At 73.2% G+C, this 12,780-nt stretch carries 7 protein-coding genes; 5 read left to right on the top strand and 2 right to left on the bottom strand.

The genetic code is table 11. The features are described from left to right. The first annotated feature begins 171 nt into the window (after nt 1–171). Both ACH4XV_RS02270 and ACH4XV_RS02265 read left to right on the top strand, forming a co-directional pair. Nucleotides 172–840: a hemerythrin domain-containing protein gene (locus ACH4XV_RS02270; RefSeq protein WP_395786289.1), complete on the top strand. Its 669-nt coding sequence runs from the start codon at nt 172–174 to the stop codon at nt 838–840. Nucleotides 841–932: 92 nt separating this feature from the next. Continuing rightward, nucleotides 933–1,478: a YbaK/EbsC family protein gene (locus ACH4XV_RS02265; RefSeq protein ID WP_395786287.1), complete on the top strand. Its 546-nt coding sequence runs from the start codon at nt 933–935 to the stop codon at nt 1,476–1,478. 251 nt (nt 1,479–1,729) lie between these two features. On the opposite strand, the gene ACH4XV_RS02260 is transcribed toward ACH4XV_RS02265, so the two are convergent. Continuing rightward, on the bottom strand, nt 1,730–3,565 hold the full coding sequence (locus ACH4XV_RS02260; RefSeq protein ID WP_395786285.1) for an NAD-binding protein: 1,836 nt from the start codon (nt 3,563–3,565) through the stop codon (nt 1,730–1,732). A 105-nt stretch (nt 3,566–3,670) separates the two neighbouring features. Next, nucleotides 3,671–4,780 (bottom strand): glutamate--cysteine ligase, encoded by a 1,110-nt coding sequence (locus ACH4XV_RS02255; RefSeq protein WP_395787039.1) that lies wholly within the window; start codon nt 4,778–4,780, stop codon nt 3,671–3,673. A gap of 480 nt (nt 4,781–5,260) precedes the next feature. On the opposite strand from ACH4XV_RS02255, the gene ACH4XV_RS02250 reads away from it, so the two are divergent. The 3 genes from ACH4XV_RS02250 to ACH4XV_RS02240 all read left to right on the top strand — a co-directional run bounded on the left by ACH4XV_RS02250 (nt 5,261) and on the right by ACH4XV_RS02240 (nt 12,694). Then, nucleotides 5,261–9,907, top strand: a complete 4,647-nt coding sequence (locus ACH4XV_RS02250; protein ID WP_395786283.1) for a hypothetical protein — start codon at nt 5,261–5,263, stop codon at nt 9,905–9,907. 959 nt (nt 9,908–10,866) lie between these two features. Then, on the top strand, nt 10,867–11,865 hold the full coding sequence (locus ACH4XV_RS02245; protein ID WP_395786281.1) for an ABC transporter ATP-binding protein: 999 nt from the start codon (nt 10,867–10,869) through the stop codon (nt 11,863–11,865). A 34-nt stretch (nt 11,866–11,899) separates the two neighbouring features. Then, a complete protein-coding gene (locus ACH4XV_RS02240) occupies nt 11,900–12,694 on the top strand; it encodes an ABC transporter permease (RefSeq protein ID WP_395786279.1) in 795 nt (264 codons plus the stop codon). The last annotated feature ends 86 nt before the right edge of the window (nt 12,695–12,780 follow it).

Raw genomic sequence — 12,780 nt, 5'->3', positions numbered from 1 at the left:
CCGAATTCGTCGACGTCCGCCCGGTGACCGCCCGTACCGGTCCTGGGACAACCCGGCCGGGCCGCTCCATGTTCCTTCCAGGTGCCTTCCAGGATTGTTCCAAGACGGCGGGACGAGGCTTGCACCACTCCCCACGACGACGGGTCGGGGGTCGCCGAAGGGATCATCGCCATGACCACCACGCCCATCACCCCCGCGCAGGCCGGCTTCGACACCCGCGAGATGGTCGTCGTGCACCGCGGGTTGCGGCGCGAGTCGCGGCTGCTGATCGAGCTGATCGGCGCGGTCGAGCCGGGCGACACCGCCCGTGCCAAGGTGCTCGCCGAGCACTTCGACCTGTACCGCCTCGGCCTGCACGGCCACCACACCGGCGAGGACGAGCTGCTGTGGCCGCCGCTGCTGGCCCGCGTCGACCTGGAGGCCGAGCTGGTGTTGCGGATGGAGGCCCAGCACGAGCGGGTCGCCGGTTCGCTGGCCGTCGCCGAGCAGATGGCCGGCGCCTGGGCGGCGGGGGCCGGGGTCACCGAACGCGACGCGCTGGTCGCGGCACTCGTCGAACACCGCGCGGCGCTGATCGAACACCTGGACGACGAGGAGACCGAGCTGCTGCCGCTGGCCCAGCGCCTGCTCACCGCGGCGGAGTGGCATGCCCTGGGCGAACACTTCGTCGAGTCGACGCCCAAGCCGCAGATCCTGCTGCTGCTCGGCATCGTCCTGGAGGATGCGACGGAGCAGGAGCGGGCGCAGATGCTGGGCGGGCTCCCGCTCCCGGCCCGGATGATCTGGTACGTGATGGGCCGGCCGATGTACGCCCGCATGGTCCGCCGGGTCCGCGGCTGACCCGGTGCGTGGCGCCCGCCGCACCCGGGGCCGGGTGGCGCCACCGGGCCGGGGTGCGCGCGTCGCCGCGTCGGGTGCGTTTGGATGGGGTCATGACCACCGCACTCGACCTGCATCCCGCCCTGACCCGACCCGAGTTGCTCGCGGAGCCCGTGGCCCGCGCGCTGGCCGGTTGGCCGCCCGCGTCCGCCGAGTTGGTGAAGGTGGCCGCGATCGATCCGGAACTGGCCGACACCGCCGCGTTCTGCGACCGCTACGACGTGGCCCCGGCTGACAGCGCCAACTGTGTGGTGATCGCGGCCAAACGCGGCGGCACCGTCGGCTACGCGGCCTGCCTGATCACCGCCACGACCCGCGCGGACGTCAACGGCCTGGTCCGCCGCCGACTCGACGCCCGCAAGGCCTCGTTCGCGCCGGTGGACGTGGTGTTGGCCGCGACCGACATGGAGTACGGCGGCATCACCCCGATCGGCCTGCCCTCCGGCTGGCCCGTCCTGATCGACGCCGCCGTCGCCGCACATCCGGGCGTCGTGGTCGGATCCGGGATCCGCGGATCGAAGTTGTGGGTCCCGGGTCGGCTGCTGGCCGAACTCCCGGGCGCGGAGGTCGTCTCGGACCTCGGCGTCCCGATCACCTGACCGACACCGGAGCCCACGCCCTGCCCGGCCACGATCACGATCCGGGCAGGGCATCCCGCCTACCGCAGCCCGAACGGCGGCAGTGCGGCGCAAACAGGCTCAACCCCACGCCCTCCGGAATCGGGGCCGACGCCGAATCCCCCGAAGGCGGCGTCGGGTGGACCGTCCGCCCCGCCTTGATCGTCTCCTCGATCGTGATACCGCGGTTCCGGTGTCGCGCAGGACCACCGCTGCCCGGGGCCGGGTGGCGTCTACCCGGGCCCGGGGCCGCCGCTCGGCTCACGGGCGGTCCGGCTCACGTCCTCGCGCAGGAGTTCGGCCAACCCCTGGCGGGTGGCGGCCAGGACGACGCGATCCGTCGGGAGCAGCCGGTGGTCCGAGGGCGGTACGGCGACCGACCGGCCCGCGCCCGGCGACGCGGCGGCACCGGGCGCGGGTGACTCGGTGGTGTCCAGGGCCAGGACCCGCCAACGACCCGCCCGAAAGGATTCCGCGACGGTGTGGCCCTGGAGTTCCGGGTGGCCCGCGACGTCGACCGCCGCGAACAGCAGCACCTCGCGCTCGACCGAGACCGCGCCGAGGATCTGCCGCCCCATCAGCGCGCCCGCGAACGCCGGTGCGGACAGTGACGACACGCTGCGGCTGCGGGTGCGCGCGAGCGGATAGGACTGGCGCAGCGTCCCGTTCACGGACTTGGCGAAGTCGTCGTCGAACAGCCGGAGCACCACCCGCAGTTCGGGGTCCACCTCACGGGCGTACAGGACCGCCTCCAGGTTGATCGCGTCGTCGCTGGTGAGCGCGAGCAGGGCCCGGCTGGTCCCGATGTGCGCGGCCTCCAGGACGCCTTCGCGGGTCACGTCGCCGATCACCAGCGGTACCCGCCGGGCGTGTGCGGTCGCGATGCCGAGCGCCTGCGGGTCTCGTTCCACGCACACCACCGGGATGCCCAGGTCGCACAGCCGATCCAGCACCCGCGTACCGATCTTGCCCAGTCCCAGCAGCACCACGTGATCGGCGATGGCGCGCGGTGGCGGTCGCTGGATGGTCGCGGTACGGAACGTGCCCAGGCTCTCCAGCACCACCGCGAACAGCAGTGGCAGCAGCGCCATCCCGGCCATTGCGGACAGGACCTGGAGGATCTGGCGCCCGGCGTTCTCCCCGATTGCGGGTTCGTTCATCCCGAACACGTCCAGGATCGAACGGTACGCGGCGCGCATCGGCGGATCCCGGGTGACCCACCACGTCAGCCCCGCGAACACGAACAGCAGCGCCACCAGGCCGACCACGGCATAGCGCAGCCGGCGCGGGAAGAGTGTGGCCACCGGCAGCGCCTGGGGCATCCGGGGGCGGTTGACGGGCTGGCCGGCGGTCTCGGCGAGGCCGATCGCCTCCAGTACGGTCCGCCCCCGGGTGGTCCCGGCGGCGACCACGTCGGCCTCGTCCGGCAGCAGGTCGGGACTGCCGCCGGAGCCGTCGGCGGCCAGCGCGAGGGTGTGCAGGCACGGCGCCGGGTCGGGTTCGGCGGGCGGGCGCTCGGCCACCCGCAGCAGCAGTCCGTCGGCCTGAACCACCTTGTCCGCGCCGGAGATCGCCGCCGCGACCAGCGCGGGTGTGGCGGTGTCCGCGTCGGAGAGCACGGTGGTGGTCACGTCCCGGGCCGATCCGTCGTCGGCCCGGGACGCCGCCCGATCCAGCAGGTCCTCCAGATGCCGGCCCAGTTTGCGGTTGTACAGCCGCACCACCAGGCGGATCCGCGGATCGAGTCGGCGCGCCCGTAACGCCGCGTGGATGTTGGCCCGGTCGTCGCGATACACCAGCGCCAGTGCCGCCGCGCCCGGGACGCCCGCGGAGCGCAGCGCGTCGTCGTCCGGTTCGGCGGCCTCGACCACCGCCACACCGCCAGCCCGGGCCAGATCATCGATCTGGGGGCCGTGATTGCGGTGCACCGAGGGCAGCAGTACGGTCACGTGCTCCCCGTAGACGCGCGCCAGTTCGTAGGAGAGTCGTTGCGCGAGCGCGTCGTCGCCGCACACCACCAGGTGTCCGGTCCGAGGCGCGGGAGTCGGGTGGTGCGGAGGAGTCGACACACCCCCACCCTGCCCGCCGGGCCGTCCCCCCGTCAGCCCCTTTCTTCCCGGCCGTACCCACCGAGCCCCCGACCGAGCCCCCTACCACCGGCGCCGGCGCTGCTCCTACCTCGGCGAAGTGTCCGAGATCAGCAGGTCCATGACGCTCTGCAGCCCCCCGGCGGCGAACGCCGCCCGCTGGCGATCGGCCCCGGTCCCCTCCAGGATCAGCCGGTCCACCAGCGCGAACACCTGGGCGGTGTCGCCGAATTCGTCCAAAACCGGGGCGACGTGCCGCAGCAGCTCGCCGACCAGGTCCCCCGCGTCGATCCGCCGGGCGACGCCCGCCGGCCCCACCGGTCCGAACAGTTCCGCTTCCAACCCGTCGCGCGCGGCCATCCAGCAGGCGGCGCGCAGTAGTTCCTGGTCCGGCGCGGCGTACGGCGCCTTCTCTTCGTGCTGTTGCAGCGCGGTCACCACCAGGGCCCGCACCAGCCCCGCCAGCATCACCGCCTCGTCCGCCCGCAGTTGCACGTCGGGGCAGCGAATCTCGATGGTCGGGAAGCGCTCGGACAAGCGCACCTGCCAGTACACCTGCCCCCGATCCAACATCACCCCCACCGCGAGCAGCGCGTCCACCCGCCGCTCGTACTCCTCCAGGTCCACGAACACCGGAGGTTGCCCCTCCACCGGCCAGCGCGCGTAATGGATCGTTCGCCAACTGGCGAACCCGGTGTCCATGCCCTGCCAGATCGGCGAGTTGGCGCCCATCGCGACCAACACCGGCAACCAGGGCCGGATCCGGTTGACCACTTGCACGCCGGTCTCCCGATCGGGCACGGCGACGTGTACGTGCATCCCGTGGATCAGTTGCACGTCGGCCAACCGCCGGGCGTTCGCCCGGATCGCCAGATAGCGCGGGTGTTCGCTGATCTCCATCATCTTCCCGTTGCCCACGGGCGCGGTCCCGCAGGCGATCATCCGGCAGCCGCTGCGTTCGGCCGCCGCCGACAGTTCGCCGCGCATGCGCTGCAGGTGTCCGCCGATCTCGTCGAGCGAGGTGCAGACGGGGGTCGCCACCTCCAACTGCGCCTTGAGCAACTCGGGTTGTACATCGCCGACATCGAGACCAGGCCGCAGGCACGCCTCGGCGCGGACCCGTTCCGCTGCCGGCGCCGGTAGGCCGCTGACGGGGTCCACGAGCAGGTACTCCTCCTCGACACCCAGGGTGGTGATCACCGAACCGTCCTTTCGAGCGGGCGCGAACCCGCCGGGCAGGGCCTCCACCAGGACCTGACCCACCGGCGGCCGGTACGCGCCACGACCCGTGCCCCGGTACCCCGTAGCCCTCGGGAATATCCCCGAACCCCACACGGTGCGGCATCGCGACCCACGACGTGCTCGACCAAGATCCGGACAGGTCGTATTACTTGGGAGGACTCGATCGGTTGTACCCGTAACCACCACAGGTCGACACGTCCGGCCGGGGTCGGGACCGATGTGGGGCCGGGGGTGGGGGCGGTGTGGGGCACTGCTCGGGGCCGGTTCGGGGCCGCTGTCGGGGCCGGGTGTGGCGGGGTCGGCGCGCCCGATGTCCGGCCGTTGTGATGGGGTGGATGCCGGTAGCAGAACAGGTGAGTGTGGGGGCGTGTGGTGTCTGGGGTTCAGGTAGCGAACAAGGCCTTGTTGGTCGGACTTTTGTTCGAAGGGGCCGCGGTGGGCGACCTCGGCCGCGTCCGTCATCGCCTCGGCGACGAGGTGATCGCCACCCTGCTCGCCGACGAAGGGCTCACCTCGCGCCTGCGCTCGTTGGCCGCGCTCGACCCCGATCCGTGGGTCCGCCGGGCCGTCGCGGCCAACTCGTCGGCGCTGACCGCGGCCGATCTGGGCGCGCTGCTGGAACAGCCCGACCCCGTCACCGATCGCATCGTGTACGCGCACCCCGAGGCGGCCGCGTGGATGCGTCGGGTGGTGCTCACGCCGGGCCGGTATCCCGACGAGCCGCATCCGTTGGCCGCGTTGCACACGGAACTGCTCGCGTTGTCGGCCGAAAAAACCGCGCTGCCGCGCCGGTTGGGCGCCGCGGTGGTGGCCGATCGGCCGGAGTTGGTCGCGCACGCGTTGCGGGTGTGCGCCGGGGCGTTGACGGTCGCGGAGGAGCTGAGGGGGCTGCTCTCGCTGCAACGGTTCGGTGGAGAGGGGCTGTTGGCGGAGGCGGTGCGGTATGTACGGCCCGAGGTCGCCGCGCTCGCGGGGTCGGGTGCGGAGGGGGCGGGCGGCGCGGAGGGGTCGGCCGAGGCCGGAGCGGATCTGGCGGCCGCCGTTGCCGAGGCCGAGGGGGCCGTGGGGCTGATCGCCGAGTTGCGGGCCGGGATCCGGCCGACGACCTGGCGGCGCGGGGTCGACTGGGCCGCGGTGGCCGAGGCGCATCGGGACGAGCCGCTGCCGGAGGCGATCGCCGTGGTGCTGGCCGCCGACGCCGAGTGTCCGGAGGAGCTGCTCGTCGCGCTCTACACGGCGTATCCGACGGCGGTCGGCCCGGTGGCCCGGCCCGCGCCGGCCGTACTGCGCGCGGCCATCGATCTGCCCAAACACCCTGCGCTGGCCCGGATCGCCGTGCTCACCCGCGACTCGGCCGAGCCCGCCGACGTGGCGCGGATCATCCACGAGGTGACCCCCGCCCGGACCGCCGTGGCCACCCTGCTCGAACTCCCGGAGCACGCCGAGTTGCGCGATCTGCTGCACCGTCACCTGGGCGCGCACGCCGACCGCTGGCACACGCTGCGTACCGCGCTGCCCCGGTATCGCGCGACGCTGCCCGCATTGCTGGCCGAGATCGCGGCGGGAACGGTCACCGCACCGGCGGAACCGGTCGGCGGGCCGCCGCCGAGCCTGACCAAGCCGTACCGCTACCTGCTCACCTCGGCCGACCCCGACGACCTGCGCGAGGTGCTGCCCGCGCTGCCCGACGCGCTGGTCCGCGACCTGCTCTCCAGCGGCTCGCTGCCGCGGCGCGTGCACGAGGCGGCGATCACCTCCACCGACCCGCGAGCGTGGGAGGCGCTGGCCCGCAATATCGGCCTGGACGTCCGCGAACTGGCCCGCCTGGTCGACAAGCGGGTTCCGGCGGTGGACGCCGCGGCGTACATGAGCATGCGCTCGACCCCGTCGCTGCGCCGCACCATCGCCCGCCGCTCGCCGCTGGATCCGGGCCTGCGCAGGGAACTCCTCGCCGGTGGCGACCGCCGTACGCTGCTGCCGCTCGTGGCCTGCGGGGAGCCCGAACTGGCTGCGAGGGCCCTGGAGTTCGGGTGCCGCAAGATCGCCCAGCAATACGCGTACATCCAGGTCTGGGAGCGGCACGGCCCGGAAGGCGCCCGCGCGTTGCTGGCGGCGACCGGCAAGGGCACCGCCGCGCAGATCCGCAAGCGGGTGGAGGCCGCGCTCAAGGCCGAGGACGGCTTGGCCGACCTGCGCGCGAGCGGTGAGCCGTACGACGATCCGGCCACGCTGCCGAACCGCCTCCAGACCCGGACCAGTCGAACCACCGTGCGCGACCTGGTCCACGAGCCGTACGCGCACGACTTCCCGCTGCTGATGGCGGCCAACCGGACGGAGCCGTTCGCGTACGAGGCACTCGACGACCTGATCCGGCACGAGGACGCCACCGACGCGGATCGGGCTGCGCTGCAGCTGGAGTTGGTCAACTTCCTGCGCGCGTACGACCGACGCGCGGTCGACATCTCGCCGCAGGAGTGGCTGCGCACCAAGGCGTTCAACCGCGACGAGGACTGGGCCGGCGCGGCGGTCGAGAACGGCCTGCTCGACCCCGTGCACCTGGTGGACATCGCCTACCCGGCGCATGCGGTGATCGCGAGCATCAACCGGATGAGCCCGACCCTGGTCGTGGACCCGATGCGGGAGCGGCTCACCGAACTGACTCGGGATCACCTCGCGGGCCACACCGAGGCGTTGGCGATCGCGGTGGGTCTGGTCGAGGAGTTCAACGGCTCGCTCGCCGAACTGGTCACGCTGGCCGGGCAGGCGGCGGGCCCCCGACCGGACGCCGAGGAGGTGGCCCGGGCCGACGCCGCCGCGCTCGCCCGGGCCCGGCGCGAGGCGGCCGAGACCGCGCTGACCGCATCGGTGCCGGCGACCGCGGATCCGGCGACGACGCCGGCGACGAACGCGCGGCGGGGCCGGGAGCGGACGACCGAGCCGGACCGCACCTCGCGCCTGGTCGCGGTGGACCTGCTGCGCACGCTGGCCGGGGCCGCCACCGGTGATCCCGAGGCCGCGCCGGTGCCCGACGATCCGGCCGTGCTCGCCGCGCTGGCCTCGCTGTCGACGTTCGACGCCCCCGGCTACGAGTATCCGAGCTGGCTGTACGAGGCGTGCTTCGCGAGCGAGTCGGTCGAGCCGCGGGTGGCCCTGGGCCGCCGGGTGTTCGACGAGTCGGTCGCCAACGACCTGATCGACCTGGGCGAGCCGGAGGTGCTGGCCGCGCTCGGCGAGAACAAGGGCCTGGAGAAGCCGACGGCCGACCGGGTCGCCGCGATCGTGGCGGGCACGCCGACCGAGCGCCCCGCGCAGTACCCGTCCCGGGACACCTGGCCGGGCGCGGCCGCACCGGCCGCGTTCCTGCGCTGGATCCGTGAGTACTTCGAAAAAGGCCGCGGCGGTGGCGGCGAGTACCTCGCCGAGGGCGCCTACCGGCACGGCATCGTCGGGCCGACCGACATCCTCGGCATCCTCCCGACCCGGGCACTGACCCCGCTGCCCCGAAAGTGGCGACACCGAATCGTGGCGGACCCGATCAGGCGGGCGGTCGGCACGCTGGTGGCCGACCGACTGGGCGTCGACCCGGACCGGTGGTTGCGGGCGCTCACGGCGATGGGGACGGAGGGGGATCGGCCGATCACGGAACTCCTGGACGCGGCGGTGGGGTCGGGGTCCGTCGCGGAGACGGGCGCCGGTGCCGTCGCGGAGACGGAGGCGGAGGCGGATCGGGAGGCCGCTTGGCAGCGCCTCGAATCCCCGCACACGATCGAGGCCGCGGTGGTGCGGGAGGCCGAGTGGCGGATCCGGCGCGCATGGCGGTGGCCGGCCGCCGACCTCCTGCTGCACGCCTCGCCCGAGGCGCTGGTGGCGATCCTGCCGCGACTCGGCCCGCACGCCTATCCCTCGCTGTGGGCGTACTCGCGGCGCGTGGAGTACGCGTCCCGCGCGCTGGACGAGTACCCGTTCCTCGCCAACGACCACGCCGCGCTGCGCATCGTCGCGACCCACACCGAGAGTCCGGCGCTGCTGAAGCGGCTGTTGCAGCTCGACGACCCCGAACTCAACCGCGACCTGTACGGCTCACCCCTGGAGGACGAGGGCGCCTCGATCCGACGTGTGGTGCTCTCCCGAGTGCCGCAGGGCCGGCCCACGACCGGCCCCGACGATCTGCTCCCGCTCGACCCGGATCTGCGCGCGCAGTTGCTGATGGACCACCGGCCCACCGCCTCGCTCCTGCCGGCGCTGCGCCTGAAGGTGGAGGCGGCCGACCCGGAGGTGGTCGAGCACGCGCTGCGCCAACTCGGCCGAAAGCTCGCGCTGTTGGATCGGCTCATCGGCGTACGCGGCCTGCTGCGGCACGGCGGCGCGGACCGGATCGGGGCATTGGTCGAGGAGGGCGTACTCGGCGCCACGGCCGGCCGGTTGGTGGCCAAGGCCCTCACCGATGCCGACCCCGACGCGACGCTCACCGCCCGCATCGACCGCGAACGGGGCGGCGACAAGTTGGTCGCGAAGCTGCGCCGCTGCGCCGGGGTGGCCGACACGGACGAGGCACTGGACCTGCCGTACATCCAGGACTGGGACCTGATCCTGGCCGAACACGAACGGGAGCCCTTCCCCCGGCACATCCTGAGCCGCCTCGTCCTCCAGCGCGACTCCCCCGCGAGGCTCCTCGAACTCGGCCCGGTCGACGCCGGCGCCGCCCGCCGCTCCGCCCTCCTCGACCCCGCACACGCACTCGCCTCGATCGCGTCCGGCGAATCCTCCCTCGGCGACGCCACGTGGTATGCCCACATGGACGACCTGGTCACGAGGGGACACGTCACCGGAAGGGACCTGGTCCACAAGGCCAGAGGCGCGGCCACGATCCTCCGCTGGATAGCCGAGTCCACCCACCGCCTCGAGGCCCCCACCCAAATCCACACGGCCGGCCACGAAGCCGAAGCGGAAATCAATTCCATCCTGACCACCACCAAGCCCCAATGGCCCCACATCTACGCAGCCCTGACAGCCCAAGACCCGACGTGGCACCCGGAGTCCCCAACCTCAACCATCCACAACCTGCTGACGCGCACCGTGTAGCGGGAGCGGAGGGGCCGGCGGGGCCGGAGGGGCGACACGGGAGGGCAGTCGGGTCCGGTTCACCGGCCGCCTTCCCGAGTGGGCGAGGATGCTTCCGGCGAGCGTCGCGCCAGTGGCTGCGGGTGGCCGGTGCGGGGCGGGTCAGAGTCGGCGATGGGCCGCCGCCGGCGTGCGGGGCTCCGAACCCCGAAGCTCCCGACGAGACGCGCGTGTTGCTCGGCAAAAAACCGGCCGGCAGCGGGGAGCAGGGAGGGTAGTCGGGCCGGGTACCCCGGGTAGCCTTCCCGAGTGCGCCAGGCGTTCCGGCGGGCGCTGCGCCTTGGGCTGCGGGGTGCCTGGTGCGGGGCTGGTCTGAGTCGGTGACGGGCCGCCGCCGGCTCTGACCAGCCCCGCACCAGCCCACGCCACCACGAGCGCAGCGCGCGCCGGAAACGCCCAACCCACCCGGGAAGATCAGCCAGCAGACTCGACCCGAGCACCCACCCGCTCCCCCGTCGCCGGCCGGGTTTCGCCAAGCAACGCGCCCGTCTCGCCGGAAGCCCCAGATCTCGGAGCCCCGCACGCCGGCGGCGGCCCATCGCCGACTCTGACCCGCCCCGCACCAGCCACCCGCAACCACGAGCCCAACGCACGCCGGAAGCATCCCAACCCGGTCCGGCGGGTCCTCCCCTCCGCCGCCGTCACCCGGCAAGGCAAGGCAACCGGCCTGCACCGCATCGGGCGGGCCGCCCGCCGGTCGCCCGGCTCCAGGTCGCGTCGGCATTGTCCTGCGCGTCTGCCGCGACGAGAGCGTGGCGGCTCCCTTCCGCCTTCCGGTCATCCACCGATCGGTGGATGGGGGTCCACCGGTGTCTGCGCCGAGTGCGGCTCGTCGGTGGATTCGGGGGTGCCTGCCTCGGTCGCATTCTCGTAGGGGTCGGCACGAGGTCGGCTCGGAGTGCGGGGAGTGGTCGGCCACCATGGCGAATGTCGAAGCGGTGCGTGTCGAGGGGTTGAGCAAGTCGTACCCCGGCAAGTCCGTCCTGCGGGACGTCTCCTTCAGTGTCGACGTCGGCGAGATCTTCGGCCTGGTCGGTCCCAACGGAGCCGGCAAGACCACCACCGTCGAGTGCGTGACCGGGCTGCGTCGGCCCGACGGTGGTACGGCGCGCGTGCTTGGGCTCGACCCTCGGACGCAGCGCGACGAGGTGCGACACGTGCTCGGCGTGCAGCTGCAACAGAGCGCGCTGCCGGACAAGTTGCGGGTGGCCGAGGCGATCGAGCTGTACGCCGCCTGCCACCGCGCCCCGGTCGAGCCGGGCCCGCTGCTCACCCGGCTCGGCCTCGACGCGCACCTGCGCACCCCGTACGCCAAGCTCTCCGGTGGCCTCCAGCAGCGGTTGTCCATCGCCCTCGCGCTGATCGGCGCGCCGCGCGTGGTGATCCTGGACGAACTCACCACCGGACTCGACCCGCAGGCCCGCCGGGACACCTGGTCGCTGGTGGAGGAGATCCGCGATGCGGGGGTGACGGTGCTCCTGGTCACCCACTTCATGGAGGAGGCCGAACGGCTCTGCGACCGCGTCGCGGTGCTCGACGGCGGCCGGATCGTCGCCCTCGACACCCCGCAGGCGCTGATCGAACGGGTCGTCCGCCACCAGGTCGTGCGCTTCCGCCCCCGGACCCCGCTCACCCAGGAGCTGCGCGCCGACCTGGCCGCACTCCCCCAGGTCCGGGAACTGACCGAGATCGACGACCGGGTCGTGATCACCGGCGCCCCGGACGTACTCACCGGCGTCACGGCGCTGCTCGCCCGCGCCGGCGTGATCGCCGAGAACCTGCGCGTGGACAGCCCCGACCTGGACGACGCCTATCTGGCGCTCACCGACACCGAAGCCGACACCGGCACCGGCACCGGCACCAGCGCCGGCGCATACAGCGACACAGACACACGCGCCCGCACCGTCGACCACCACTGACCACCCCCACCACCACCCCCACTCGGGAGCCCGCATGTCCACCGCGACCACCCCCGCGCGCATCACCCTCACCCCCCGCCGCCCCGCACGCGGCCTCCTGGCCCAAGTCACCCGCACCGAGCTGCGGCTGTTCCTGCGCGAACCGGTCGGCCTGCTGTGGGGTCTGCTCTTTCCCGTGGTGCTGCTCATCGTGCTCGGCTCGATCCCCGGCACCCGGGGGCACAGCGACGACCTCGACGGGCAGAGCGTGGTCGAGGCGTACGTCCCGATCCTGACCGCCTTCACCTTCGCGATGCTCGCGCTGAACGCGATGCCGCCGGCGCTGGCCGGCTACCGGGAGAAGGGTGTGCTGCGTCGGTTGTCCACCACGCCGCTGCCGCCGAGCCGGGTGCTGGGTGCGCAGATCCTGATCCACGGCGCGGTCGCCACGCTGGCCACCGCCGTGATCACCCTGGTCGCGCGCTTCGCGTTCGGCGTGCACCTGCCGCGAGCGCCGTTCGCGTTCGGGGTCACCGTCGTGCTGACCGCCCTCGCGCTGTTCGCGATCGGGCTGTTCGTATCCGCCGTCGCCGCCGACACCAAGGTCGCCAACGGCGCGGGCGCGGTGCTGTTCTTCGTGTCGATGTTCTTCGCCGGCCTGTGGCTGCCCCGGGCCAAGATGCCGGACACCCTGCGCACGATCGGCGACTGCACCCCGCTCGGCGCCGGCGTCCGGGCCCTGGGCGATGCGACGGCCGGTCACTGGCCGCACGGTTCCGCGCTCCCGGTCCTGGCCGGCTACGCCCTGGTCTTCGGCATCGCCTCGGCCCGCTGGTTCCGCTGGGAGTGACCCGGCCCGGGCGAACCGCGTCCGGGCCCGGTGAGAGGATCCCGTGAGGATCCCGGTGGTACATACCCCCTCCGAGAGAGGAAGGA

This window comes from Embleya sp. NPDC020630, from assembly GCF_044334985.1.
GTDB lineage: Bacteria > Actinomycetota > Actinomycetes > Streptomycetales > Streptomycetaceae > Embleya.
This window is presented reverse-complemented; position numbering and strand designations above follow the sequence as displayed.